Annotated in this window: 19 protein-coding genes and 1 riboswitch; of the genes, 10 read left to right on the top strand and 9 right to left on the bottom strand. The window is 53.8% G+C overall.

The window, feature by feature from the left end; genetic code table 11:
• The first annotated feature begins 1 nt into the window (after position 1).
• From aroA to WHS46_05950, 7 genes are all read left to right on the top strand, one after another.
• Positions 2 to 1,303 (top strand): 3-phosphoshikimate 1-carboxyvinyltransferase, encoded by a 1,302-nt coding sequence (aroA, locus tag WHS46_05980; protein MEJ5348218.1) that lies wholly within the window; start codon positions 2 to 4, stop codon positions 1,301 to 1,303.
• 6 nt (positions 1,304 to 1,309) lie between these two features.
• Positions 1,310 to 2,806, top strand: a complete 1,497-nt coding sequence (dacB, locus tag WHS46_05975; GenBank protein ID MEJ5348217.1) for a D-alanyl-D-alanine carboxypeptidase/D-alanyl-D-alanine-endopeptidase — start codon at positions 1,310 to 1,312, stop codon at positions 2,804 to 2,806.
• Positions 2,803 to 3,813, top strand: coding sequence for a radical SAM protein (locus tag WHS46_05970; GenBank protein ID MEJ5348216.1), 1,011 nt, complete (start codon positions 2,803 to 2,805; stop codon positions 3,811 to 3,813). The genes dacB and WHS46_05970 overlap by 4 nt, the downstream gene beginning before the upstream one ends.
• 336 nt (positions 3,814 to 4,149) lie before the next feature.
• Positions 4,150 to 5,229, top strand: a complete 1,080-nt coding sequence (ispG, locus tag WHS46_05965) for a flavodoxin-dependent (E)-4-hydroxy-3-methylbut-2-enyl-diphosphate synthase (GenBank protein MEJ5348215.1) — start codon at positions 4,150 to 4,152, stop codon at positions 5,227 to 5,229.
• 76 nt (positions 5,230 to 5,305) lie between these two features.
• Positions 5,306 to 7,453, top strand: coding sequence for a bifunctional (p)ppGpp synthetase/guanosine-3',5'-bis(diphosphate) 3'-pyrophosphohydrolase (locus WHS46_05960; GenBank protein ID MEJ5348214.1), 2,148 nt, complete (start codon positions 5,306 to 5,308; stop codon positions 7,451 to 7,453).
• Positions 7,454 to 7,551: 98 nt separating this feature from the next.
• Entirely contained in the window at positions 7,552 to 8,166 is a 615-nt protein-coding gene (locus WHS46_05955) for a cyclodeaminase/cyclohydrolase family protein (protein ID MEJ5348213.1), read from the top strand.
• Positions 8,147 to 8,923, top strand: a complete 777-nt coding sequence (locus WHS46_05950; protein MEJ5348212.1) for a dihydropteroate synthase — start codon at positions 8,147 to 8,149, stop codon at positions 8,921 to 8,923. Before WHS46_05955 ends, WHS46_05950 begins: the two co-directional genes overlap by 20 nt.
• A 75-nt stretch (positions 8,924 to 8,998) precedes the next feature.
• Here the strand turns inward: WHS46_05950 and rpmB are convergent, their stop codons facing one another.
• Positions 8,999 to 9,193 carry a 50S ribosomal protein L28 gene (gene rpmB / locus WHS46_05945; protein ID MEJ5348211.1) on the bottom strand — a complete coding sequence of 65 codons (195 nt, stop codon included), beginning with the start codon at positions 9,191 to 9,193 and terminating at the stop codon, positions 8,999 to 9,001.
• 260 nt (positions 9,194 to 9,453) lie between these two features.
• A riboswitch (Fluoride riboswitch) is annotated at positions 9,454 to 9,515 on the top strand.
• A gap of 450 nt (positions 9,516 to 9,965) precedes the next feature.
• Here rpmB and WHS46_05940 point away from each other — a divergent pair.
• Positions 9,966 to 11,180, top strand: coding sequence for a response regulator (locus WHS46_05940; GenBank protein ID MEJ5348210.1), 1,215 nt, complete (start codon positions 9,966 to 9,968; stop codon positions 11,178 to 11,180).
• A gap of 29 nt (positions 11,181 to 11,209) precedes the next feature.
• On the opposite strand, the gene WHS46_05935 is transcribed toward WHS46_05940, so the two are convergent.
• The 8 genes from WHS46_05935 to WHS46_05900 form a co-directional block, all read right to left on the bottom strand.
• Complete coding sequence (locus WHS46_05935; GenBank protein ID MEJ5348209.1) at positions 11,210 to 13,123, bottom strand: DUF3488 and transglutaminase-like domain-containing protein; 1,914 nt, start codon at positions 13,121 to 13,123, stop codon at positions 11,210 to 11,212.
• Complete coding sequence (locus WHS46_05930; protein MEJ5348208.1) at positions 13,110 to 13,934, bottom strand: DUF58 domain-containing protein; 825 nt, start codon at positions 13,932 to 13,934, stop codon at positions 13,110 to 13,112. The genes WHS46_05935 and WHS46_05930 overlap by 14 nt, the downstream gene beginning before the upstream one ends.
• A gap of 47 nt (positions 13,935 to 13,981) precedes the next feature.
• Positions 13,982 to 14,971 carry a MoxR family ATPase gene (locus WHS46_05925; protein ID MEJ5348207.1) on the bottom strand — a complete coding sequence of 330 codons (990 nt, stop codon included), beginning with the start codon at positions 14,969 to 14,971 and terminating at the stop codon, positions 13,982 to 13,984.
• A 36-nt stretch (positions 14,972 to 15,007) separates the two neighbouring features.
• Positions 15,008 to 16,051, bottom strand: a complete 1,044-nt coding sequence (gene purM / locus WHS46_05920; protein MEJ5348206.1) for a phosphoribosylformylglycinamidine cyclo-ligase — start codon at positions 16,049 to 16,051, stop codon at positions 15,008 to 15,010.
• Between the two features lie 102 nt (positions 16,052 to 16,153).
• A complete protein-coding gene (locus WHS46_05915) occupies positions 16,154 to 19,603 on the bottom strand; it encodes a S16 family serine protease (GenBank protein MEJ5348205.1) in 3,450 nt (1,149 codons plus the stop codon).
• Between the two features lie 17 nt (positions 19,604 to 19,620).
• On the bottom strand, positions 19,621 to 20,073 hold the full coding sequence (locus WHS46_05910) for a universal stress protein (protein ID MEJ5348204.1): 453 nt from the start codon (positions 20,071 to 20,073) through the stop codon (positions 19,621 to 19,623).
• The gene (locus tag WHS46_05905) at positions 20,063 to 21,052 is read right to left on the bottom strand and encodes a hypothetical protein (protein MEJ5348203.1); all 990 of its coding nucleotides are present in this window, start codon (positions 21,050 to 21,052) and stop codon (positions 20,063 to 20,065) included. Before WHS46_05905 ends, WHS46_05910 begins: the two co-directional genes overlap by 11 nt.
• A 3-nt stretch (positions 21,053 to 21,055) precedes the next feature.
• Positions 21,056 to 22,420 carry an FAD-dependent oxidoreductase gene (locus WHS46_05900; GenBank protein ID MEJ5348202.1) on the bottom strand — a complete coding sequence of 455 codons (1,365 nt, stop codon included), beginning with the start codon at positions 22,418 to 22,420 and terminating at the stop codon, positions 21,056 to 21,058.
• Positions 22,421 to 23,278: 858 nt separating this feature from the next.
• Here WHS46_05900 and cbiD point away from each other — a divergent pair.
• Together cbiD and cbiE are read left to right on the top strand one after the other, a co-directional pair.
• A complete protein-coding gene (gene cbiD / locus WHS46_05895) occupies positions 23,279 to 24,604 on the top strand; it encodes a cobalt-precorrin-5B (C(1))-methyltransferase CbiD (protein ID MEJ5348201.1) in 1,326 nt (441 codons plus the stop codon).
• A 37-nt stretch (positions 24,605 to 24,641) separates the two neighbouring features.
• Positions 24,642 to 26,024, top strand: coding sequence for a precorrin-6y C5,15-methyltransferase (decarboxylating) subunit CbiE (gene cbiE, locus WHS46_05890; protein MEJ5348200.1), 1,383 nt, complete (start codon positions 24,642 to 24,644; stop codon positions 26,022 to 26,024).
• The last annotated feature ends 3 nt before the right edge of the window (positions 26,025 to 26,027 follow it).

The following is a 26,027-nucleotide window of genomic DNA, read 5'->3' as shown; positions in this document are numbered from 1 at the left end:
CATGAGTGAAGCGTCCGATATAAGAAAAATTCCATGTGTTTTTCGAGTTCAAGGAAATGTCGCCGTGCCCGGATCCAAGTCGGTCACCCATCGAGCCCTTATCTTGGCGGCATTGGCCGAAGGGGAAAGTATCATTGAAAACGCCTTGGAAGCGGAAGACACCCGTATCACGGCAGAAGCCTTGCGACGCTTTGGGGTCGGCATTCATTGGGAAGGAACCAGAATTCGCGTCTCTCCTGCTTCTTATCGCTGGATTTCCAACACCGAACCCATCCCCTTGGGCAACAGTGGCACAAGTCTTCGTCTTCTTATGGGCCTTGCAGCTGTCGGAAAAGGGACTTTTGTCTTTGATGGATCTCCTCGGCTTCGGCAACGTCCTGTAGGTCCTTTGGCGGAAGCTCTGCGACCTTTAGGTGCCGAGATCCATTTTCTGGGCCAAGGATCATGCCCACCTTTGCGCATCCATGGACGAGGGCTCTCAGGTGGCGAAACCTTAGTGGATGCCTCCGAAAGCAGTCAGTATCTCTCTTCCGTGCTCCTTGCGGCGACCCAGGCTCGAGGGCCTGTCCTTGTGCGTTGGAAAGATCCTGTGGCCTCCTTTCCCTATGTGACCATCACCTTGTCCATGATGGCGGAAGTGGGTCTGGAATTTCATCAGGAAGCACCGAGGGCTATTTGTGTCCCGGCACCGCAGCGCTTGAAGGGGTTTCGGATGGAAGTGGAAGGGGATTGTTCGTCGGCTTCCTATTTTTGGGCGTCTTCCGCCTTGACGCAAGGTGACGTGCTCACGTACCCTCTCAACCCGAACGCTGTTCAAGGGGATTGTCGCTTTTTGGATGTGCTGCGTACCATGGGCTGTACGATTCGGTGGGAAGATCGAGGTGTACGAGTTCAGGGGCCGCAGCGTCTTCGGGCTGTGCAGGTGGACATGAACGCCATGCCGGATATGGTCCCGACTTTGGCGGTTCTGTGCGCTTTCGCGGACGGACCGTGCACCATCAGGAATGTGGCTCACTTGCGCCTTAAGGAATCTGACCGACTGGACGCCGTGGCCACGGAACTCCAACGCCTAGGGGTTCGTGTGGAACAGAAGCCGGACGGTTTACGTATCGAGGGGCCTCCTCAGCGGGGTGATGCCATCGACACCTACAACGATCATCGTATTGCCATGGCCTTTGCGGTGCTGGGTCTCAGGGTTCCGGGAACGATAATTCGCGGAGCTTCGACGGTTTCCAAATCATTTCCTGGGTTCTGGAATGCCTTGGATCAACTTGTGCAACAATCGCAGGCAGAAGGTATGTAACGGAGCATGAGTCTTCGAAAAACACGAAAAAATTTCTGGGGATGGTTGGGGTTTTGGTTTTTTTGTGCCGTGACGGTCCTGCCCGTGAGTCCGGCCGATGGGGCTAAGCCGGAAAAGAAACCCGCACAGCGAACCAAGCCGTCCACATGGTCTGAACATCTGCGAAATATGCAAGCCTCATGTGGAGATCTCAGCGTTCAGGTGACAGCGTTACCCTCCGGATCCGTTCTCTGGGAATTCCAGGCCCATAAGCCCCTGGTTCCGGCTTCGCTCATGAAGCTTCTCACCAGTTACGCCGCTCTCAAAAAATTGGGTCCGGATTTTCAGTTCCGCACGGAAGTGTGGGCGGATCGAAAACCGGTTCAAGGTGTGCTTTCCGGAAACCTGTGGATCAAAGGATACGGGGATCCTTTTCTTGTTCCTGAAAGGGTTTGGGTTCTGGGCCAGAAAGTGCGATCCCAGGGTATCGAAAAGGTTATGGGCGGCATTTATGTGGATGATTCAGCCTTTAATCCTCCTTACGAACACCTGTGCCTGGACAACAAGTGCGATCGCCCTCATAACCCCGTGATTTCAGCAACGGCCGTCAACAACAATACGGTGAACGTGGAAATCCTTCCCGGAGGAGACGAGGTGACGGCCAAGGACATTCGAACCTTTCCTCCGACGGACTATGTGGCGTTTCGCCAGGAATGGCAGAATCAGGCCAAGAATCCCTGGGTCGGACTGACATCCCTGGGGATCGGGGATGATGGCCGTGAGGTCTTTCGAGTCCATGGCAAAAAACCCGGGGAAGCTTTCCTGCCCGCGGAATACCGCATGAATATTCAGGATCCTCAACGCTTTGCCGCACTCACCTTTCGTCGAGCCCTTAAAGATGCCGGTATTCAGATTCAAGGTACAGACGCGGGTCCCAGACCACTGCCGCCTCAAGCTTTCCTCCTCTATCGGCTGGAATCTCCTCCACTAAGCGACGTGCTTTACGGATTGAACCGCTACAGCAACAACTTTATGGCGGAAATGATTTTGCGCGTTCTGGGGGCTCATGTCTACGGACCTCCAGGTTCATTGACCAAAGGATGCCGTGCCGTGGAAGATGTCCTGCTCGAGCTGGGTGTTCCTGCTGTGGAGATGACTCTGGACTCGGGATCGGGTTTGACGCGCACCACGCGGGTCAGTGCGGCCGCGTTCAACACAGTACTTACAGCCGCGCATCGGGACTGGGATGTGGGGCCGGAATTCCTTGCCTCCTTTGCCCGTTCTGGTGAGGAAGGAACCTTGCGCAAGCGCATGAAGAGCTGCTCCTCGCAATACACGGTTCGGGGTAAGACAGGCACTTTACGGGATGTGGTGGGTTTTAGCGGTTATATTGGAGATCTTACCGGCAAAGCCTATGCCGTGACAGTCATCATGAACGGTGTGTCCGGTCCGTGGGATGCTCGGGAAGCCTTGGATGCCTTTGTCACCGATATTCCTCGTCTCGCCGCGGCCAAAGGGCCATGACTCGTCGAATCTATCCCGTTTTTCTTCCCCATGTGGGGTGCCCTCACCAATGCGTGTACTGTGACCAGCAGGCCATTACCACCGTGCCCGGTTCTGTGCCTTGGAATGCTGTGATCCATGAAATCCGGGAATATGTTCGAAGCGCTTTGGAAAAGAAAAAGCCGGGAGAAATCGCCTTTTATGGGGGCACTTTTACACGAATCGAAAGCAGCGTTGTTTCGGATCTTCTCGAACACGCGGCGCTGGGGGTTCAACAAGGCGCTTTTACTGGAATTCGTTTTTCCACCCGCCCCGATGCTTTGGGTGTTGATGTCTTAAGGCGACTTTTCCGTTTTCCCGTGAGCACGGTGGAAATCGGGGCGCAGAGCTTGGATGACCAGGTGCTGGTTTCTTCGGGTCGAGGCCATACCGTGCGTGATGTGGTCGAAGCGGTGCAGCGGGTGCGAGCCCAAGGCTGGGCCGTGGGACTCCAACTCATGGTGGGTCTTCCGGGCGAAGACCGCCGTTCGTTTAAACGAACCCTGAAACGCGCCCTTCGTCTCGCACCGGATTTTGTAAGGCTTTATCCTACCCTGGTGCTTCGAGGGACAGTCCTGGAACGCTGGTTTCAAAAAGGAACCTACACACCGCTCACGCTGGATGAAGCGGTTACACGATGTGCTCAAGCTTACGAGCTTTTGACCGATCATGGGATCGGGATCATACGCATCGGATTGCAGACAACCGAAACACTGCGTCTTCCGGGTCTTGTCTTAGCCGGTCCAAACCATCCCGCTTTAGGCTATCTGGTGCGGGTACAGGTGTGGAGGCGTCGCGTGGATGCAGCCTTTTCCCGACGGGCGATTCTTGGAAGGCGTATCACCATCCATAGTCCGCCACATCGAGTGAGTGAAATCGTAGGGCCTGGGCGTTGCAATCTTGACTATTGGAAGAAGCGTTGGGGGGTTGAATCCATAGAAGTCAAGGCCGTTGAGGGCAAGGAGGGGTTTTCGGTCCTTGAAAGTTGAAGCTTGATGAATCGGGGCCCTTGGCTTGGAAGTTGTCATCAAATCTCCACCCGCGGAAGAAAAGCCCGTAGGGGCGGACCGATGTACCCACCCCCATGAACCACCATCTGTTGAGGCGGACCGATGTGTCCACCCCAAAACTCCTGGTTGGAGAAGGTTTTTGGGGCGCACACACCGGTGCGCCCTACAGGAACCGGATGCCTAGGGCATGAACCCACACATTTCCTTCGTCCCTGGACTCGAGTTATGAGCGCTCAACGCCTTTGGCATGGCACCGGTTGCTGAAACCGGTCCAGATCGTTACAATCTTCGGCAAACGCGGGCAAGGAGGATTCAGTGAAAGGTTTGCAGCGCCGCCGAATCTCGCGGCAAATTCACGTGGGAAATGTTCCCATCGGTGGGGACGCTCCTATAGTCGTTCAGTCCATGACCAACACGGACACGCGAAACATTCCCGCCACCGTGGCCCAGATTCAAAGGCTTGTCCAAGCGGGTTGCGAGATTGTTCGAGTGGCGGTGCCCGATACGGATGCCGTGGAAGCTCTCGGCCGTATCAAAAAAGCCGTAACGGTTCCCATTATTGCCGACATCCATTTCGACTACCGATTGGCCCTAGGGGCTTTACGAGCCGGCGCAGACGGGCTTCGCATCAATCCTGGAAATATTGGAGATCGTGAGAAGGTGCGGCGGGTGGCTGAGGAGGCTCGAGATCGAGGGGTGTCGATTCGTATCGGAGTAAACAGCGGATCGGTGGAAAAGGATCTTCTGGCCAGGCACGGAGGACCGACGGCCGAGGCCATGGTGGAAAGCGCTTTGAGGCACATGGACTTTGTTACCCAATGCGGCCTCACGGCTTTCAAGGTTTCCTTGAAATCTTCCGATGTTCTTACCACCGTGGAAGCGTATCGCCGACTGGCCGAGTTATCCGATGTGCCGCTCCATGTAGGGGTCACCGAAGCGGGTCCTCCCGTGCTCGGGGCAGTGAAATCGGCCCTTGGCATCGGGTTGCTCCTGGCGGAAGGCATCGGGGACACGATCCGCGTCTCCATCACGGCAGATCCTGAAGAAGAGCTTCCCATCGCTTACGCGATCTTGCGTTCTCTGGGACTCAGAAACCGCGGCGTGGATGTGATCAGCTGTCCGACCTGCGGCCGTACGGAATGGAAACTCATGGACGTGGTGCCTGAGGTGGAACGACGACTTCGGCACATCGCCACCCCCTTGAAAGTGGCGGTGATGGGATGTGTCGTCAACGGACCGGGTGAAGCTCGTGAAGCGGATGTGGGTATTGCAGGGGGCCGAGGGCACGGCGTCTTGTTCAAAAAGGGCAAACTGGTGGAAAAGCTTCCCGAAGAAAAGGTGCTGGAACGACTGTTGCGTGAAGTCCAGGCCATGACGGGGGAATTAGGGGCGTGAAGTTGTATGGTCGTCAATCGCGAAGTCGTGAAATCGTGAAGGCACAGATAGTGAGGATGTGAAGGCGGTAGAGGCGGTGACGCAGTATTTTCAGATCGAAGATCAGGTGTTGCGTTATTTTCCAGAAGCGGACGTGGCCTTGATGCGACGGGCTTATACCCTGTGCGCCAAAATGCACCGAGGTAAACCCAGATTGCCTTCGGAACCTTACCTGGAACACTACCTGGAAACGGCATCCCTTATGGCTCGCCTTCAGATGGATGACCACACCGTCGCCGGATGTTTTCTGCATGACGCTCTAGATGACGGCATGTTATCCGCCGAAGATCTCAAGAATGATTTCGGCGATCATGTGGCGGCCATCGTTTCCGGTGTGCACCGAGTGTCCCAATTTCGCTTGGAGGAAGGCAAGGAAAAGCAGGCCGAAGATCTCCGTAAGATGATTTTGGCCATGACCAGGGATGTGCGGGTCATTTTCATCAAACTGGCCGATGTGCTCCATGATACTCGAGCGATCCATCGATTTTCCAACGGAGAAAAAGCCACTTTGGCCCGTGAGGCCATGGAAATCTATGCCCCTTTGGCCAGCCGTCTGGGTATCGAATGGATGAAGGTGGAACTGGAAGATCGGGCTTTTGCCGCCCTGTATCCGGAAGCCTATGTCGAACTGCAAACCCGCCTGCAAAAGACCGAGATCGAACGGCGTCGCTACATCGAAGAAGTGCGAAGCATTCTTACGGATAAACTGAAGGAAAACAACCTTAGAGGGCGGGTTCTTGGGCGTCCGAAACACCTTTACAGCATCTATAGAAAAATGGCCGCCCAACACCTGGACTTGGATCGCATCTACGATCTCATCGCCTTTCGCATCATCACGGATTCGGTTCCGGCCTGTTACGAAATTCTCGCCCTGGTGCACGCTTTGTGGGAACCTGTTCCGGGCCGCTACAAGGACTATATCGCTCGACCCAAACCCAATATGTACCAGTCCTTGCACACCACGGTCATTGGGCCGCACGGGGAACGCATGGAGGTTCAGATTCGAACCGAAGAAATGGATCGTGTGGCCAACGAAGGTATCGCCGCGCATTGGCTTTACAAGGAAGGGCGTCCCCTGGAAGGTGTCGGTCGTGAAGAAGCGGAACGGTTTTCGTGGTTGCGTCAGTTGCTGGAACCCGAAAAGGGATGGCGAAATCCCAAGAGTTTCTTTGAAAGCTTTCAGCTGGATCTTTATCCCGACGAAGTTTACGTGTTTTCCCCCGACGGGGATGTGAAGGTCCTGCCGCGTGGTGCCACTCCCATCGACTTCGCTTATGCCGTTCACACGGAAGTGGGGCATCGATGTGTTGGAGCGCGGGTCAACGGAAAGATTGTTCCGTTGCGATCCGAACTCAACAACGGGGATGTGGTGGAAATCATCACGGCCCCCAATCAAAAGCCCAGCAAGGATTGGCTCAATTTCGTCAAGAGCAGTAAGGCGCGGAGCCGAATTCGCCATTGGATCAAGACGGAAGAGCGGGATCGCTCCATCGCCATGGGCCGGGAAATCTGCGAACGAGAATTTCGCAAAAGAGGCCTCAATTTCAACCACTATATCAATTCCCCGGAACTGCTGGAGGCAGCACGGCAGTTTTCCTTGCGTACCGTGGACGATCTTTTGGCCAGCGTGGGATACAAGAAACTCTCTCCCGTGCAGCTTATCGGACGGTTGCCTTTGCCCGAGCCGGAACTGGTAGAGCCTCGGGAAGAAAAACCACCGGAACGGAAAAAACCTTCCAAGGTCGACGAAGGGATTCGAGTTCAAGGGGTGGAAGATGTGTTGTTTCGCATGGCCAAGTGCTGCAATCCTCTGCCGGGAGAACCCATCGTGGGCTATATCACACGAGGCCGTGGAGTTACCATTCACAGGCTTTCCTGTAAAAACGCCGGTACCGGAGACGAAGAACGTCGCATCGACGTGCAGTGGGATACCGGGGAAGCTCAAACTTACCCCGTGGATATCAAGGTGGTCTATGACGGGGATCGGGCCACGGTGGGAGCCTTGAGTACCCTGCTGGGGCAATTGGATGTGACCGTGAATGATTTTCGCATTGAACGCACCGGTACAGGCGTGGCCTACTGTCGATTCCGTGTGGAAGTTCGAGACAGCGAGCACTTGAACCGAGTCATGACCGCCCTTCGAAACGAAAAGAACGTCTATGAAGTGCTTCGGGTCAGCGAATGAACCAGCCATGGACCTTCGTTCAAAAACACTGTGTGCCCCGTAAATTTGCTTCTTTTTTGGGCTGAAAAGCCGTGTTTCGGCGTGGAGAATCCTCGCGCATGCCCTTGCTCTATGATGACGCCTTTCTTGAAGTGCTAAGACAACCCAGGCCGGATCCGGGAGGCGGATCCGCCGCCGCCCATGGCGCCTTGATGGCCCTGTGCCTCCTGGAAAAGGTGATCGCTCTTGAAAAAAAACGAGCCTCAGGAGCTACGGCTAGTGATTTATGGTGGGAAGAAAGACGGCGAGAGATAAACTCTATGGCCCACGAACTTTTCTGGTACCGAAAGCACGATGTGGAAGTCTATAAAAATCTTGCTGCCACGCGGAAAAGCCAACATTCGCTATCGGCTCGGGATTCGGCCGCCGAAGCGGCGTCTCAAGTTCCCTTGAACGTCATGAAAGCTGCCGCCGCGGCTTTGGAAACCTCCGAGGCCGTGGGGGCGCGATGTGCTCGCCATTTAACGGCCGATGTGGCCGTTGCCGTGGAATTTCTCGGATCAGCCGTCCAAGGAGCCTTCTGGATCGGGCTGGCCAATGCTCAGCTCGTCGAAAACGCGAAGCGTCGAGAGACTCTCATTCAGACTCTCTTGAAACATCGCGAAAAAGGCGAGGAGAGACTGCGCCATGTAAGGGAGATTCTGAAGGATCGCAATGAAACTGGCGGCCGATAACCTTCACGCCCTCAACCCACAAGTAGCTCAGGCCATTCGCGACATGGACCCTGGTCCCGTTCGAGAAATGGTCCAACGATGCACTTTACCCGGCGTGGACTGGATTGATATCAACCCAGGATATTTATCCAAGCGCCATGAAGATCGCATGGCTTTTCTCGTGGAAACGGTGGAAGCCGTCACCGATCGAGGGCTCATTCTCGACAGCCCGAACCCTCGAGTTCTGGCTCGAGGATTGTCCGTGTGCCGTAAGACACCCATTCTGAGTGCCTTATCACTGGAACCGCACAAGATCGACGGCATGCTTCCTCTAGCTGTGGAATATAGGACTCCTCTGGTGGTTCTGCTTATGGACGAACGATCTCGAGTTCCGGTTTCTGTGGAAGAAAGGCTCGCTTTGGCCATCCAGCTTCGAGAAGCGGCCGTTACTGCAGGTATTCCGTCGCATCGGCTGATCTTTGATCCGGTTCTGCCCAATCTCAGCTGGCCTGATGCGCAGCGACATCTGCGAGAAGTCATCAGAACCGTGCGGCTGCTTTCAGGCTGGTCCATCTTTTCCGAACCCGTGCGCACCATGGTGGGATTGTCCAACCTGCGAAGCGGACTAAGAAAAAAATACCCTGTGGAAGTGGAATGGCAATGTTTGGCGGTTCTGGCGGGAGCCGGCCTGGACACGGTCCTGGCGGACACGGTCCAGCCCGGTTTTCTCACTTTTTATGAAACGCTTAAAAACCTTGTCGCCGACGGGGAACCATAGGGCGCATGCAATGCACCACAACTGAAAGAGATCCCATTCGGTCCCTGAAAAAGGACCCTAAGGACTTCAAAGACTTTAGGCAGGTTTCACCACCATGCCGGAACGAATGCAACGGGTGCAGGCTCGCACACGTCGAACCGTTCCATCCGCATGCACGTGGCGCACACGCTGCAGGTTCGGATACCAAACCTTCTTGGTCTTGTTGTTGGCGTGACTGACATTATGCCCCACATGAGGCGTCTTTCCGCAAAATTGGCATGCACGACTCATGACGTCATCCTTTCCCTGTGTATCAGATTTATCAAGCCGATATTTCTACGTTTTTTTCTTTCTTTGAGCTTCACCGTAACGAACCGATTCTGTTAGCATAAGGTCCCTGTCGGAGCAAGGTTTTTTTCGGGCAAGTGCCCAAACCGAGTTTCTTACAAGTTCACTGCAGCAGGCTCAGATTGGTAAGCGTCCTGGCAACGGCAGCTTCACCAATCAGCCGGGATGCCCCATAATGGTTGTGGCGTTACAATCACGATCGAAAGAAGAAAGGTGATGAGGCTCACCTTTAATCGCTGTTTGAGCTGATAGCCTCTACGGAGAACTCGAAACTACGTCGAGGCTTTAGCATTTGGGCGCATAACCTGGCGAAACACGAGTCATCAACATGGCTGATGGCAACAATCTTTAAGATGAAAGAGACGACTGTCGGTTCGAAGAGACGCAACCGGATTTCTTTTCCGATTGGAATCTGGATCAAATTGTCGAAGCCACGACGGAGCCCCTGCAGGTTTTTTTTCATGGCTTCCACCTTTGATTTTTTTCTGTTTTGCAAGCCTCTTCATGTGCTTCTGAATTATCGCGCAAAAGGCCTTGCGGTTTCCAGAAAGCTTTTCTGAAAGGCCGAAAATGTTTGCCGTTTCGGACAAAGCCTTCCTCGTTATCGCGTCGTGTCCCTTGGTTTTTGGGAGACACTTCCCGAAGCTTTCCAGGAAACGGCTTCAGGATTCCGACCCTGCTCGGATAGGTTTTCGGTTTGGGAAGGAAATATGTTATGAGAGGGCTGAAGTACGTTTGGCGATCGAGCGGGTTCAAGGAAAAAATAGGATTGGATGAGGTTGTTGTGAGCAACGACGAGCTAGTGGTCAAGCCTTATCGCGTGCTGGTGGTTTTCGGGGATGCTCAATTGCGCCGAACCATCAAGGGGACCCTTCGGCAACTGGGGTACCAACGTGTGCATGCCGTGGAAAACGGCTTTGAAGCGCTCCAATGGCTGGAATCGGGTGAGAAAACCGATGTGGTCATCACCAGCTTGTTCATGACCCGGCTCGATGGTTTTGAACTTTTGGAAAGGATACGTTCCCAGCCGGCCACCAAAAATCTTCCTGTGATTCTGGTGGCGGGAAAAGCCACGGAACAGTTGGTGGCCCAAGCCATAGAAACAGATGCCGACGGCTATCTGCTCATGCCTTTTACACCGGCCGATCTGGACCGGCGCATTGACGAGCTGATGGAGCTACGCAGCAAGCCGAGCCTCTATCAGCAATTACTCCTCTCCGGCCAGGCGACTTTGGAAACGTCGCCTCAAGAATCGGTCATGTGGTTTCGAGAAGCCGTCCATGAGAATCCATCGAATCCCATCGGCCATTATTGGCTCGGGCAAGCCTTGGAAAAGGCGGGCTCTTTGATCGAGGCGGAAAAAGCTTATCGTCAAGCCGTGGAACTCAACCCACTGCACGTCAAGTCCATGGATCGGCTCAGGGAATACTACCGCAAAAGCGGTCGCACCGATGAACTTTACGAGATCTTGGGCCGTCTATTTCGGGCCCGGCCCGACCGTCGTGATGTGGCCTTGGAACTGGGGCCTTTGGCTTTGACCAGAGGGGATGTGGATCGAGGCACGGCCTGTTTTGAACTCCTTGTCGGAAGTGTTCGGCATCAACCCAAGGCCTTGGCGGCGGTGCTGGCTCGGTTTTATCGATTCAAAGCGCTGCAGGCCGATGTGGCACGTCTTGCCCTGGAAGTTTTTCATAACCCCGTGGAAAAAGATCCCCAGACCGCCTATCTGCTGGCCTATATTCTCGCAGCCTGCGGCCATGCCCCGCAGGCTCGCGACGGTTTGGTGAGACTTCTTCGACGTTCCAAGGAACTGGAAAAACCTTTGGTTGTCAAAATTCATCTGCTTTTGGCACAAATCTACGAAAAAGTCGGAATCACAAGGCTGGCCGCGGAACATCGTGAAGCGGCCGAATCCCTTGAAAAGTCCTGAAGCAAAAACATGGTCGAATTCGATGCAAGTCAAATGCTTCGCAGATGACTTCTGAGGGCGCGTAGGGTTTCCTTGTTCAGGTGCCGGTCTCTATAGACGGCGCGCTCAAATTCTTGAGCGAACCGCAAGGCACGCACTCGCAGTGCCGGATCTTCAATGGTTTTTGCCGCTTCTTCGACACCCTGCCATGGCCTCAAGGAATACCCGTGGTGCTGAAGACGGCGGGCGTATTCTTCGCGAAGACTATGGACCGGATTCCTTTTGGGTATTCGCCATAAGACGATAAGGAAGACGAGGACAATCGAGACGCCAAGAAAGGTCAAGGCCCGAGTATCGAAATGGATTTTGGGAAGGCTGATGGGCTTTTCGGAAAGGGATGCCGCCAAGGCTTGAACACGCCGTAGGACAAAGATTTGTTTTTCCAAGTCATAGTCCACGACAGTGCGAAACCAGTAGTAATTGAGTGTGTCCAGTAGAAGACGCCATCGAGCCAGCAGGGATCGGGTGTAAAGTTGAGCCGGTGTGATGGCTGCGGCCGGTGTGGGATCCAGCCGCAGCCAACCCATTCCTTTCAGGTACACCTCCACCCATACATGGGCATGTTTTTGCAAAACCAGGTAATACCCGCCGTTTTGATTGTAATACCCTCCTCGGTAACCTCCCACCAGTCGAGCGGGAACTCCCGCAAGACGTGCCAGAACAGCCAGGGCGGAAGCAAAGTATTCGCAGTTGCCTCGACGATCCTCAAAAAGGAAAGTCTCCAGGTCTGCGGGAAGATTTTCCAAAGCATACTCAAAGGAGGAAGATTGAAGAAAAGCGGTGATGGCCCGGACACGTTCCAAAGGGGATGGGATCGACGCCCAGGTTTGTGCCAGACTGGTGAAACGTGGCGAAAGGGACGATGGCACGTCAAGCAATTCAGGTCCTGGAGCTTTTTCTTCCTTGAAAAGGCTGGAGCGACGGGACCAGACCACGTAGCGTGTTTTCTTAAAGATGGGAGCATAGACACGAAAGGTGCCGTCTTTTGTGCTCTGCACCGGAATCCGTTCCACCACAACGGGGCGGTCCAATCCGAAAAGCACATTCATGCCGAAAGGTTCCATAAAGATAACCTGTTCCACGTCCTCGGAACCAACCTTTGAAAATGTTTCCCCCTTGGACGCCGAAGATGGACTCCAACGGACGCCGTCGAAACGGTCAAACACCATCCCTCGCCAGTACAGATCCTTGGGTTCCACAGGGTTCATCTTGGCTCGAAACACCACGGCGGCGTCTTCCTGGATGGAAGTGACATCCCCCAGGCTCACGGTTTCCGAAAACCCTGAACGTCCCATACCGGCTTTTCCAAAAGCCGACAAAAGGTTCAGGAGCGGAAAGTTGGTTCTTGGAAGAATGAGAAACAACAGCAAAGCCACCGGAACAGTCAGGGTCCCGATGGCGAAAGCCGTGCCGGAAAGTTGGGCAAAGGCTCTGATGGGAACTTGCCCTTGAGGATTTGAGTTTTCCATGGTGAGCAACAGCAAAGAAAGGGTCAGCAGAAGGGCCAGAGGGCTTAGAAAGAACAGGAAGGAAATACTCAAAGAGAGGAGTCCCAGACCCAACAGAAGGAAAAGACATAGAAGATAAATCTGCAGATAGTCGCGACCGAGTTGGGCTTCCAGCAGTTTGATACCCAAAAGCGCCAGGACGCCATCTACGAAAGGCTCCACAAGCAGATCCAGTCGCACTCGAGATAGGGAAAGCAGCATGACAGCCAAAGCGAGCCAGTTAAGAAGGTGCCGGGAGATGGAAAAAGGCTTGAAAAAATGACGCACGATGGCAAGGATTCCAAGAACCGCAAAGGTGGCGTGAGCCCCTGGATGCACAAAGGAAAAGACGGCACTGTAGCTCAAAAGGGCGGACAAATAGGTCACGCACAACAGAGCGGTTCTAGTCTTCACCATAGAGGGCTAACACCTTCAGCAGTTCTCTCTTGTACGGCAAAGAGGCTTTCGGCTCATACCTATGACTTCCAAGCACCAAGCCGACAGCCTTGCCACGACGGAGAGCCCGGTTGATGATAAAGGCCGCGCAGGATAGACGGGCTTCCAGGTTCTTGAAGGGCAAGTGAGCCAGATTCACCATGACCGAATCTTCGGCGGCGGTTGAAAATTCTTTGGTAAGCCAACGTCCGGTTCGAGCTGAAGATTTCCAGTGGATCTTTTTAAGAGGATCCCCCGGCTGGTATTCTCGAATACTTTGCAGATCGTGCTCTTCCCCCGTACGGTCTTCAAAAACCTTGTCGTTTCCGTGCACGGTTCGAGCCGACGGTTTTGAAGGAACCCCGCAGGGCAAAAGCTTCGGAAAAACGACAATCGGCGGGATAGGCTTCAATGGACGTGATCGTACAAAAAAACCGAACGGAAAAGTTGATGCCACCCAAATGCGAATGGAAGGCGTCATCCCTCGCCGGTCAAAACGCAAAAAGATTGTGCGAGAGGATTGACCACGGCCGTCCAAGTAAGGGAACAGGACCTGTTCCGGTTCCACAGAGACGGACACCAGAAAGACGGGCAAAAAACGACGCCGGTTTCGTACCTGAACAACCACAGGGGTCGGTGTTTCCGCATAAATTTCCTCGGGCAACGAAATCTTGACTTCCACGGATGTCAGGTTCGTTTTTCCCGCGATACCCGAGATGAGCATGAATCCAAGAAGTGTGGACGTGACGACGTAGATCAGGTTGTTGGCCGTATTGACGGCCGCAAAACCCACTGCGATGGTCAGAAGAATGTAGATCCATCCCGCCTTGGTGATGCGAATTACGCGGGGACCGGAACCTGTTCCAGTATCAATCGGATAATCTCCTTTTTGTCCACTGAAGAATACTCCTCTCGAAAAAACACCCGGTGAGGGATCACATAGGGGGCGACCGCCTTGACGTCTTCCGGAATCACATAATCTCGACCTTCCATAAAAGCGTGGGCTCGCGACGTGTGCAGGAGAGCCAGGGAGCCTCGAGTAGACAGCCCCGTGGTGAGGTATTCGGAGCGGCGTGTTTCTTCAATAATGCGCATGAGGTAATCTAAAAGATGGTCCGAGGTGATCATGCGCTTGCGAATAAAACCTTGAATCATGAGCACGGTTTCCTGGTCCACCACGGGATCTAGGCTGTAGAGCTTTCGTCGTTGACTGCCTCCCCGCAAAATCTCCAATTCCGCTTCCCGACTTGGATAACCGATGCGAATGCGCATCATGAATCGATCCATCTGGGATTCCGGCAAAGGAAAGGTGCCGAATTGTTCCGCAGGATTTTGAGTGGCGATGACGAAAAAGGGTTTAGGAAGATCCATGGTGCGTCCCTCCAGGGTCACCTGTTTTTCACCCATGGCTTCCAATAAAGCGCTTTGGGTTTTGGGAGTGGCTCGATTGATTTCGTCCACGAGAATGATGTTGTGAAAAATGGGACCCGGATGGAACTCAAACACCCCCGCCGTCTTGTTGAAAATGGAAAGGCCCGTGATGTCCGTAGGCAGAAGATCACTGGTGCACTGAATACGTCCGAAAGAAAGGCCGAGAACCTTGGCCAGACCGATGGCGAGCGTGGTTTTGCCCAAGCCGGGAAGATCTTCAATCAAAAGATGGCCGCGCGAAAAAAAACAGATGAAAGCCAACCGCAAGGCCTTTTCTTTGCCGTGCAGATAACGACCAAGGGTTTGCATCGCCTTCGCGATGGCTTCTTGAGCTCGGACCATGTCTTCATGGTGCGGAGAAACATCTTCATGGCTCGTGGGCAACCCGGTTTGGGGCATGGTAGGCACGCTTTGCGGTTTTCTCGATATGGCTTGTTAGATCAGGCGCACAGGCGGGTCTTCGGCTTGTCGCGCCACAATTTCTCCAATGCGGTAGGCCTTGTAGCCCATGCCTGCCAGACGTCCTAAGATGTCTTCCAGATCCGAAGGATCCACCACCATCACGTAGCCGATGCCACAGTTGAACACCCGGTACATTTCTTCTCGAGACACTTTTCCAGCCTCTTGCAAAAACCTGAAAATCGACGGCATTTCCCAAGAAGATCGATCGATGAGGGCCTGGCATTGTTTTGGAAGAATTCTGGAAATATTATCTGGAAAGCCGCCTCCCGTGATGTGCGCCATGCCTGCCACCTGAAACTGGCGCAGCAGACGCAGGACCGGATCCACGTAGATGCGTGTAGGTTCCAGAAGCTCTTCGGCCACGGTGCGCCCGCAGTCTTGCAAGTAACTGTCGGGTTTCAAACCCAATTGATCCATGACGATACGGCGCACCAGGCTGTACCCGTTGGAATGCAGTCCGCTGGAAGCCAAGCCGATGATGTGTTGGCCCACACGAATGGTGGATCCGTCGATAATTTCCGCATTGTCCACGAGGCCCACGGCAAATCCGGCCATGTCGTATTCATTTTCGGGATAGAAGCCGGGCATTTCAGCGGTTTCTCCTCCGATCAAAGAACAATTGGCTTGTTTGCACCCGGCGACAATCCCTCGAATGATGGCTTCCACACGATCCAAATCGATGGAACCCATGGCGAGGTAATCCAAGAAAAACAAAGGTCTTGCCCCTTGAACCACAATGTCGTTGACACACATGGCCACAAGGTCGATCCCTACGGTATCGTGTTTGTCCGCCCAGACGGCCACCTTCAGCTTGGTGCCCACACCGTCTGTGGAAGAAACCAGCACGGGGTTTTTCATCTGTGTGCAATCGACACTGTAGAGTCCTCCAAACCCGCCGATATCGGTGATAACGTTGGCATGAAACGTACTCTGCACGAGAGGGCGGATTCGGGCTACCAGCGTGTTGGCTTTTTCCAGGTCCACTCCAGCATCTCGATAACGTGACTCTTCCGACATGGTTTGAGGATCCCCGTTGAGCTATGGGTTTTTGGGAAAGAGCTTTCGAATCTGACAGATTGAAGCTCACAAAGCGATTTTAGAACCCGAAGAGGACTTGTGTCAATCCGCCGAGATGTCCGCTTCCGAGATGACGGCTTGAAGCCAGGTTCCCAGAGCGCGATGAAGAAGCTCTTCGGCTCTTCGAATATCCAGTCTGTATTTTTCCGGAATGAAGCACATATCAATCGTCCAGACACCCCGCACGCGGGCGAGGAACGGGCAACGTTCCAAAACGGTTTCCGGCCCATGGGCCAGGCTGCTCATGACAGCGTTTAAAATCCTTTTGGATCCTTTGATCTTGGCATTTTGCACACAGAAATTGTTGGCCATGAAACGCGTCTCAGACCAAGGGCGTTTTCCCTGAAAAGCCTCTTCCACAATGCCGTCTTGCGTGAGAAAGAAAAAGGGAGCCACCACAGCCGATACGGGACGATCCGTCGGAATTTCCGCCTTTTCCACAAAAGAGGAAAGCACGTTCTTGAGTTTCTCCTTTTGCGGATCCATGGAAAGGACGGGAACGGTCTTTAAGGATCGCTGCAGGCGCTCTTTGACGGCGTTTGTGCAAGGTGACGCACATACCACGGCAGGGCGCAAGCCTGTGTGGTGCCTTATAGCTTCAATCGCTTGAAGGGGCAGTTCCATGGCATCTTTGACCACAAACACAGTCAAGCCGGCTTGTGTGGGCTTTTGCGATGAAATCAAAGCGGCACGAACCTTTTCGGCGTAAGGCAAAAGACACTGTGCGATGCCTTCTAAATCTTCCTTTTCGATAAAAGCCACTTCGGCGGCTTGAACGATGTGGTCTACGGCCACCACCTGAAGCATGTGACGATGGTATTCAAAGGGCGGATGCACAGAAGCCCATTCTTCATAAGTGAGAATGTGCAGTTCTTTTTTGAGGGCTTGCGGAAGCCGTTCAATGCTGTCTTCACCGCGCAGATTTTGTTTGGGAACCAGGCACGTGGTGCACCCGGCATCGGCCGCGGCTTCCAACTTGATGGCGATCCCTCCGACCGCCGTGATTCTTCCATGGGTATCGATTTCCCCCGTCATGGCCACGTCCCTGCGAATAGGCTTTTGGGACAACGCCGAAGCCAAAGCCAAGCCGATGGCTCCTCCCGCCGACGGGCCGTCTTTTTGCGTGGATCCGCCCATGAAGTGAAGATGAATCGGGGAGCCTACCTGCTTGATATTGATTTGCAAGGCATCGGCGCACTGAAGAATACCGGTCATGGCCACTTTTCGGCTTTCATCCATGACTTTTTGAATGTTCCCCGTGGCATGCACCAGACTCATGTATCCCGCCGGGCTTTCCAGAGGAACTTCCGATCCGAAGCGAATAGGCGTCGCCTGAATAGGAATGACGGACCCAACGCCCAGTTCCACATTGACGCCGAGGGCCAGGATTTCTCCGATACGGTCTTCATCACTGATTTTCCAAGGACGTATGGGAGGTTCCAAGTACTCTTTGATTTTCTGTCGTGTAATCCATATGGGTCTAGGGGTGCCGTTCACCAGTTCTTTACGTTGAATGCGAAAGAAAAGGGTCCGCAAAAGGCGCTCCAAATCTCGAACCCCGGCCTCATAAGTGTATTCTCGAACCAGATGGCGCAGCAGTTCTTGTTCTTCGTCGGGAGGAAAGGCGATATCGCTTTCCAGAATATTGTAGCGGGATCTCAAACGCCCGATCAGGTGGTGTTGCGCAATGGCCACCTTTTCTTCGACGCTGTAACGGTCCAAGAAAACGATTTCACAACGGTTGGCCACGGGAGGCGGAACGGTTTCCAAAGTGTTGGCGGTAAGAACGAAATGGCAGTTGCTGAGGTCGATATCCACCGTGGTTTGAGTGTATTTGTCATGGAACAAATGGTTTTGTTCGGGATCCAGAATTTCCAGAAGAGTGGCGATGGCGAATTTTTCCGTCTTGTCCGCTTCATCCAAGATGAACATGCCGTTCATGCATCCCATCTTGATCAAACCCTGAACGATGGCTCCGGGCTTGGAACCTTCATAAGTGAACCCGTGCCCTCGCAGGTCCGATTCATCCCTCATGCCGCCCAAAGAAATCTTGTGGTAGGGAATGCCCAGGTTTTGGGCGATGGAAATGGCCAGGGAGGTTTTTCCCACACCAGGAGGGCCCACGAAAAGAAAGGCGCTGCCGGTACGTTCCCAACCTTCGGCTTTGACAAGATCGAATTGGCGATATCGACGAATCAGATTGGTGAAAAAGTCGCAGATGATTTCTTTCGGACGATCCAGTCCATAATGAGTTCGATGCAAGCCTTCCTCGAAGTCTTGGACACGCACCTTGATGGGTTTGATCTTTTTCCAGGGAATGGACAAAAGGGTTTCGATCAGTTCGCTGTACTTGGCGCCGCTGGCGCCGGAAGCAAGGCTTTTGTTTTTTTCGATGATTTCGATGACCTGAGGTGGGTAGGCCGGGTTCGCTTTAGCTTCCTCGATGCGATCTTTTAGACTCTTCACCCCTACGGTGGGCTTGGGGGGTTCCGCTGGTCTGGACGGTGGTGCGGCGTATCGAGCCCCTGATTTTTGAAGAAAATCTTTGCAATGCTTAACAAAAAGTCCGAACAGAGCATCTCCGTCCTTATGTTCCACCTCTTCCTGGGGCACTCCCAGTTCGTGAAACAGACCCCAGAGTCCCCAGCGGTCTCGAAAGGCCATGAGCACCTTGGGGGCTTCGGCAGGATCCGCTTCCAGGAGTGTGTTGAAACCACGAAAGAGTTTTTCCAAAAAAGCTGTGCGCTGCACAAGGGACAGCATGGTTTGGCGGCTGCGGTTCCAGCATTCGCCCAGAGCCTGCACGCGGCAATCTATGTCGAGCCCTGTGAGCGTTTCCGAGAAGAGCTTTTCCTCAAGATCCGCAAGCCATGTACTGGCTCTCAAGACCATGCGATAGACCAGGGAAGCGGTGGCAGTCGTCTGGGCTTCGGCGTCAAAGAGCTGCAGGTATTCTTCACCTCTGATCCCCACCATTTCATCCCTAAGAATATGGTTCAAAAGCCGATAAAAGGTGGGATCCTCCTGGGCTTTCTCCACAGCGAAAACCACATCACTTTCCACGACGGCTGTTTCGGCGGTTTTGGGATAAAGGAGGTGTTCCATTTGGTGTCGAAGCAGGAATTCGGCGAAAGCCAGAGCCCGGCGTTCCTCATCCGTGCCTTCGGTCACCAAACCCTTGGAATCCCCGGGAAGCACAAAGGCGAAGTAGTCAAACAGTCTTTCGTGGATGGCAATGACCCATTGGGTATCGCGTTTGAACAGGAGGCTCAGGGGAGCGATGACCCTCTGATCGTCTTCCAGCCTTTCCAGGCACACCCGATCCATGACCAGTGCGCTGTGCCGAGGGTCCGTGCCGCGACGTGTGCGAAAATAGGGCAGAACACGCCGTTCCAGGACGATTTTCAACACACCGAGAACGCGCGCAATGTCTTCTTCGTCAGGATAAGGCAATCCTTCCAGCACATGACGGTCAAAGGTCACCGGAAACATACGACCTCCTCATGGAATTACTGGACCACCCAAACCGTGCATTCACGGGCTTCGCGAATAATCTTGCTTGAAACACTGCCGAAAAGAAATTCTTCTCGCTTGCTCATGCCGCGTCGTCCTACCACCACCGTCTGGTAACCCCCGCTTCTCTGCTCTTCCAGAAGTGTGTTAGGAACATTTTCTTCAGGCGGACACACCTGAATTTTTAAAGAGATACGGTCCTTGGGTACGCCCAATTCCACGAGACGCTCTTGCATGGCTTCCAGCTGTCGAAGGGCGCGGCGGTGTCGCTTTTCCAATTCCAGTTCTCTTTGGTCCCTGTCCGGGTAGATGTCAGTCTGAGGGCCGATGAGCACATGAAAAAGGGTGATATGGATATCGTCGTGGGGACGAAGCATGTTTCCCACATAGTCCAACGCCCTTTGGGCGTTGGCGGAGCAATCGATCCCCACAAGAATCTTATGGCCCATGAGGCACCTCCCACAGAAAAGATCGAAAAGCGATTTCCAGATCTTCCATGAATTCGGCCGCCGATTCGTAAAACACTTCGGTTCCGGCGGCAAAGTGCATGAGCACTTTGTTGAGTGATTCCCGAAGGTAAGGGAAGATCTTTTTGAGGTTCATGAGGCGGTTCGGGAAAAAAAGGGAAAAGTCTTCTTCACGCAGATGGGATAAAGGCGGATGGTAAGGAGATCGAGAAGACTTAAGGTCGTGCAGTGTGTAAAAACCTTTTCCGGCTGCAAACAAAAGAATGTTGCCCAAGCCGAACAGGTCCACACCGTAAGGCTGCCCCGGCCATTCATAGGTGTAATCGAAATCGATCCAGCGATACCGACCCGTAGAATGTTCCAGGATCAGATGATCGTTACGAATGTCCCCATGGATCTCACCCATCTGATGCAGGTCCTTGATGGCGTAAAAGGCTTTCATCAGGTTCGTAAAAATCCCGGGAAACACTTCATAGTAATAAGTTTCATGATCCATGTCCAAGTCATGAATCATGTCGTAGAAGGTCTTGCCGCTGATGCGTTCGATGACTCGTACAGGATTTTCGGCCTCATCGTAGAGCGTACCACCCTGCATGAAGCGAGCGTCGCCCGCCGTGCGTTCCAGGATTCGAGATTCTTTGTGGGGACTGCGAAAGCATCGAATGCGTTCTTCACCCAGGTGCATCAGAAAGGATTCAAAAAAAGCCAATTTCAAGATTTTGACAGTGCCATCTTGAAGGTCGATGACCCGTTTCACCCAGAACTTGGGTTCTCCGTCCAAACCGAATCGGCCTTCGAATTCTTCTCCCTTGACGTAAAAGAGACGGCCTTCGACGGCGATGCAGTCTCCCGCCTTGATATCCATGAACTGGGTGGTGTCCGTATGAATACGAATTTTTTCCGGGACCGAAAAAACCTCATGAGAACGAATGAGCTCGCGCAGGTCTGATAGGGACATCATCTTTCAACCTTGACCGTCGTCGCGTGAAGTCTCACGTTGCAAAATGGCTCGAGCCGCCAGCATCCCGCTTACGGAAGCCTGCAATAACCCTCGAGTGATTCCCGCTCCATCTCCGGCGGCGAACAGGTTTCGTATCGGGGTTTCCAGGTCTTTGCTTAGTTGAATACGATGGGAATAGAATTTGACTTCCACGCCGTAGAGAAGGGTGTGGCGAGACGCTGTGCCGGGAGCGATCTTGTCCAGGGCTTGAAGCATTTCCACGATACCTAGCAGATGCCGATAGGGAAAGACGTAGCTCAGATCTCCGGGAACAGCTTCCAGCAAGGTCGGACGAGTCAGGCATCGAGCCAAGCGTTCGCGAGTGCTGCGTCGTCCGGCCATGAGGTCTCCAAGGCGCTGAACGATAACGCCTTTTCCCAGCAGGTTGGCCAGTCGGGCGATATAGCGGCCGTATGCAATGGGATCGTCAAAAGGTTCCGTAAAGGCGCTGCTGACCAGCAAAGCAAAGTTGGTGTTAGGGGTCTTTTTCCCGGCGTAACTGTGGCCGTTGACGGTAATCATGGACCCGTTTCGTTCTTGGACCACCTCACCGTAAGGGTTCATGCAAAAGGTGCGCACTTTGTCGTCAAAGGTTTTCGTGTAGTAGATAAGCTTGGATTCGTAGCTGATGTCGGTGATTCCCTTAAAGACAACGGCCGGCAATTCCACGCGCACGCCGATATCCACTGGGCTTGCCTCCGTGGGAAGTCCCAAAAGGCGAGCCTGTTCCTTCATCCATGGAGCCCCGGCTCTTCCTGGAGCGGCGATAACGTATCGACACCGGACGATTTGACCATCGGAAAGTTCTACACCGCGTACGGTACCTGCATCAGCCAGAATACGTACGGCTTGACATTGGGTGCGAATTCGTACCGATTTTTCTAGGGCTTGCTTGAGCCGTTCTAGAACAATCAGGCAGTTTTCCGTGCCGATATGACGCACGGTCATGGGTATAAGTTCCAAATCGGCCAGGCGCGCTCGATCGGCCAGATCTTCCACCTGCGGAGTCATGCCCCCGTAGAGGCGATCCGGCGCTCCGAAGCGGACATAGATGCTGTCGGCTTCCTGAAGCAGTTCTTTGAGGGCCGCTGTACCCACAAAATCCGAAAGAAAGCCGCCCACTTCGGGAGACAGAGTGAGTTTGCCGTCGCTGAAAGCACCCGCACCGCCCCACCCGCACAACATGTCGTTGGCTCCCCATCGTGTGCGATCCTTAAGGTCTTTCCCTTGTTCCACGAGAAGGACGGGCGCCAGACCGGCTTCCACCAGAGTGAGGGCGGCAAAGATTCCCGCTGGACCTGCCCCGATAATCACCACCACATAATCCATGCTCAGACGTCCTCTCGAAGCTTGTCCGAGAACCCTTAGTACCAAAGGTCTTTAATGGCATTTCAAGGTCGGGGCGAGACGCCGCCCCGCCTCGACGCCCCAAAGCCTTTGTTTTCCTGGAAGCTCGGGCCTCTGGGTCGCCCTTTCTGCAGACGGGACGCCCACGCTTCCAAGGAAAAGCCCGGTTAAGTGTTTGGAGAGGCGAAGCCCCGCCTCACCCCTACCATTAATGGCATGCGACGCAGGTGGCGTTGCGCGTTCTTGGACAAGCTCCTAGCTAAGGGTTCAATTAAGTTTTTCCTCTTGATTCCAGTTACACTATCAAACGAAAAAAGGCACGGCCAAGGACTTTCTGCACCTCACGCATTTCCTTTCAAAGCATGCCCTGCGGAATTTGTCTGCAACCGCGACACGGGTCATTCCAGACAACGAAATGGCGAAGTGTCAGGAAGGTAGGGGCACGGTGCGCCGTGTCCCTGCCTTCACAACGTGTGGTTTTTCCCCGAGCGCTGGCGTCTCGATCGCAAAATGACAGGACGAAGGGTGACGCTTCCAGAAAGGCCCTTACGAGCCTTCATTCAAGCACAGTCTTCCATGTGGCCCAACGTGCCCAGGCAATATAGAGGAACCCACGATTCCGCTCTCAGATTTTGGCTCTGAATAAAACAAGCCCTTCCTGGATTTGCCTGGGTGTTGGACCTTTCTAGCGGTTGGACGGAATCCCGTTTCTTGGATGCTCGTTCGAACGGTTCGTTGTTACAGAAGGTGGTTGCCCTGCTAAAAATCTCGAAAATCTCGTTGACAGAAAACCGCGTGTATTGGAAAGCATGGAGCCGTCTTAGAAAGGAGCCGGACAACGTGCAGGAAAAACATGAGGGCAAGACCGACGGCCGACCCTCATGCCGCCGGTTGCGAATAGGATTCAGCACAGGAACCGCCATGACCGCGGCGGCACGGGCGGCCTTGCGCGCCATCCTCACGGGGACAAAGCCGTCTTGCATCGCGGTGCGTCTTCCTGTGGGATACTATCTTGCGGTGCCCACCACTGTGACTTGTCTGAACATGACTGAGGCCCAAGCGGTTGTCATCAAGGACGCAGGCGACGACCCGGATGTCACGGACAAGACCCCCGTGGTGGTCCGCCTCGAGCTCCTAAAACCATACCGAACCAATGGCAAACTTCCGACGGCCGAAAAGCAAGACTTTAAACCCGGCCATGGTCTTGCGTACATTGTTCTGAGCACAGGCGGCGGCGTCGGTGTGGTGACCAAGCCGGGGCTTCCCGTAGCCGTGGGAGAACCCGCCATCAACCCCACACCCCGAGCCATGCTGGTGGAAAACCTATCGGAGGAACTCAACCGATCATCGGACCTGGAAAGATTTTCTACCCCAGAGGTTTTCCCTGCGGGTTCCGTGATTGATGCCGATAAATCCTCGGAAGGCACCGTTCGGCTACCCCTGCCTGTTGTTCCCCAACCGCTTTGCGCTTTGACCATCCATGTTCGGGTTTCCATGCCTCAAGGGGAACATTTGGCTCCGCGCACTTTGAATCCTCGATTGGGGATTCTGGGGGGACTTTCCATCTTGGGCACGACAGGATTGGTCAAGCCCTTGTCTCATGAGGCCTATGAAGAAACCATTCTTTCAGCGTTCCATGTGGCCAAAGCGGCCGGCTCCTCGACAGTGGTGTTGAGCACCGGTGGAAAAAGCGAAAAATTGGCCCGAGGATTACTCCAGCACGAACCTACGGAAGCTTTTGTGCAAATCGCCGACTTCTTTGCTTTTGCCGTCGATCGAGCGGCTCACATGGGGTTTTCCACGATTGTGCATAGCGTTTTTTTTGGCAAGGCCGTCAAAATGGCTTCCGGGAAGCCATCCACCCATGCCCACAAATCCGGAATGGACCTGAACACCCTGGTGCGCTGTGGAGAACGTGTGGGAGCTTCCCGAAGCCTTTTAGACCAGATGATCCATGCCAATACGGCGCGTCATGCCCTGGAAATGCTTAGAGATGCCCAAGCTCATGACGTGGTTCTGGAGGTGGCTCGAGAGGCTTTGCGGCATTCTCGCCGATTCGCCGGGACATCGGTTCCCCGATTGCGACTCCTGCTTTTTGACTACGACGGCTCGCTTCTCGCCGACGTCGAGGATCAAGAGGCAGCAACGCCGCCAAAGGGATCTTAAGGAATGCCGGCAACACGGCTGATGGATTCAAGAGAGAATGTCTAAAGACCCCGAAAAATGGACACCTCCCCTCATTGTCGTTGTGGGCATTGGTTCCGGTCCCAAGAGTTGTGTTCTGGAAGGTCTTGCTTGGATTGAGCGAGCGGATGTTTTGGTGGGAGGAACCCGGCATTTGGCCTTGTTTTCGAACCATTCCGGAGAAAAGATTCCTCTGCAAGGATCCATGAAAGCTCTTGGAGAAAGGCTGAAGGATTTAGCGCATCGAAAGCGCGTGGCCATTTTGGCTTCTGGAGATCCATTGTTTTTCGGCATCGGAAGATTCTTGACGGAAAGCTTTCCTCCCGAACATTTTCATTTTGTTCCCGGCCCCACGTCTCTGCAAAGCCTGTGTGCCGCCATAGGTCTACCCTGGGAGAATGTGCAGGTCTTCAGCCTTCATGGACGCAAAGAATCCTCGGAATGGATGTGGTTTCTGCGGCAGGGACACCCTGTCGCGTTTTTGACCGACAAAGAACACGGGCCGACATGGATTGCCGAACGATTGCTTCATGCGGGCTTTGATGATCTTTGCATGATCGTTGGGGAAGACTTGGGGCTTCCTTCACAAAAAATTAGCTCCCTGAATCCCCTGGATGCTTTGAACATGGATTTTTCCGCTCTCAACGTGGTGCTCCTTATAAAGCCCAAAACTGAAATCGACCCTAAAAAAGAGACCCATGAAATGGTGTCTGGCGACCTTACGGGTACGGCGTGGGAACCTAATGATCCAAAAGCTTGGAACAAAACAACCGTTCTGAATCCGACGGTGAAGCCCCGGGGCAAGGCACAGGCACCGAAACTAGGTATTCCTGATCAAGCCTTTGAGCACCGTGCGGGTTTGATTACCAAAAAGGAAGTGCGTGTTCTGGCCTTATCGTTGCTTCAGCTTGCTTCAGGGCATGTCTTCTGGGACCTAGGGGCCGGCAGTGGGTCGGTGTCTGTGGAAGCCGCTTTGCTTTGCCCATTAAAAAGTGTGTGGGCGGTGGAAAAGGTTGCGGAACGGGCCAAGGATATTTGGACCAATCTACGGCGATTTCGCTGTGGTGAGATTCACGTGATCGAGGGGGAAGCCCTTGATGTTCTTCCTCGGCTGCCTGATCCGGATCGTGTTTTCGTTGGCGGCTCTGGAGGCATCTTGACCCAGCTTCTTCATGCCGTCTGGGACCGTTTGGCGCCTTCAGGACGCCTTGTGGTAGCCGCCGTGACATGGCAGAGCCTGCAGGAGGTGGAGATGTTCAGCAGATCTCAAAAAGTGAACCTGGAAGCGCTTCAGGTTCAGGTCAATCGAGCGGTTCCCATTGGGTCCTCCTTGCGCTTTGAATCCCTGAATCCCGTATTTTTATGCGCCATGGAAAAGGCGGAATCGATCGACAATGTGTGAAAC

Origin of the sequence: Desulfosoma sp. (genome assembly GCA_037481875.1) — a bacterium.
Lineage (GTDB): Bacteria > Desulfobacterota > Syntrophobacteria > Syntrophobacterales > DSM-9756 > Desulfosoma.
Note: the sequence above shows the minus strand (reverse complement) of the source record. Positions and strands in the feature narration are given on the sequence as shown.

What these genes read in the sequence shown, in the direction of transcription:
- WHS46_05950 (MEJ5348212.1), top strand. Translation starts at nt 8,147, where the DNA reads ATGAAACTGGCGGCCGATAACCTTCACGCCCTCAACCCACAAGTAGCT.
- aroA (MEJ5348218.1), top strand. Translation starts at nt 2, where the DNA reads ATGAGTGAAGCGTCCGATATAAGAAAAATTCCATGTGTTTTTCGAGTT.
- WHS46_05940 (MEJ5348210.1), top strand. Translation starts at nt 9,966, where the DNA reads ATGAGAGGGCTGAAGTACGTTTGGCGATCGAGCGGGTTCAAGGAAAAA.
- WHS46_05935 (MEJ5348209.1), bottom strand. Translation starts at nt 13,123, where the DNA reads ATGGTGAAGACTAGAACCGCTCTGTTGTGCGTGACCTATTTGTCCGCC.
- dacB (MEJ5348217.1), top strand. Translation starts at nt 1,310, where the DNA reads ATGAGTCTTCGAAAAACACGAAAAAATTTCTGGGGATGGTTGGGGTTT.
- WHS46_05955 (MEJ5348213.1), top strand. Translation starts at nt 7,552, where the DNA reads ATGCCCTTGCTCTATGATGACGCCTTTCTTGAAGTGCTAAGACAACCC.
- cbiE (MEJ5348200.1), top strand. Translation starts at nt 24,642, where the DNA reads ATGTCTAAAGACCCCGAAAAATGGACACCTCCCCTCATTGTCGTTGTG.
- WHS46_05900 (MEJ5348202.1), bottom strand. Translation starts at nt 22,420, where the DNA reads ATGGATTATGTGGTGGTGATTATCGGGGCAGGTCCAGCGGGAATCTTT.
- rpmB (MEJ5348211.1), bottom strand. Translation starts at nt 9,193, where the DNA reads ATGAGTCGTGCATGCCAATTTTGCGGAAAGACGCCTCATGTGGGGCAT.
- WHS46_05910 (MEJ5348204.1), bottom strand. Translation starts at nt 20,073, where the DNA reads ATGGGCCATAAGATTCTTGTGGGGATCGATTGCTCCGCCAACGCCCAA.
- purM (MEJ5348206.1), bottom strand. Translation starts at nt 16,051, where the DNA reads ATGTCGGAAGAGTCACGTTATCGAGATGCTGGAGTGGACCTGGAAAAA.
- WHS46_05915 (MEJ5348205.1), bottom strand. Translation starts at nt 19,603, where the DNA reads ATGTTTCCGGTGACCTTTGACCGTCATGTGCTGGAAGGATTGCCTTAT.
- WHS46_05905 (MEJ5348203.1), bottom strand. Translation starts at nt 21,052, where the DNA reads ATGATGTCCCTATCAGACCTGCGCGAGCTCATTCGTTCTCATGAGGTT.
- WHS46_05925 (MEJ5348207.1), bottom strand. Translation starts at nt 14,971, where the DNA reads ATGCCCCAAACCGGGTTGCCCACGAGCCATGAAGATGTTTCTCCGCAC.
- WHS46_05970 (MEJ5348216.1), top strand. Translation starts at nt 2,803, where the DNA reads ATGACTCGTCGAATCTATCCCGTTTTTCTTCCCCATGTGGGGTGCCCT.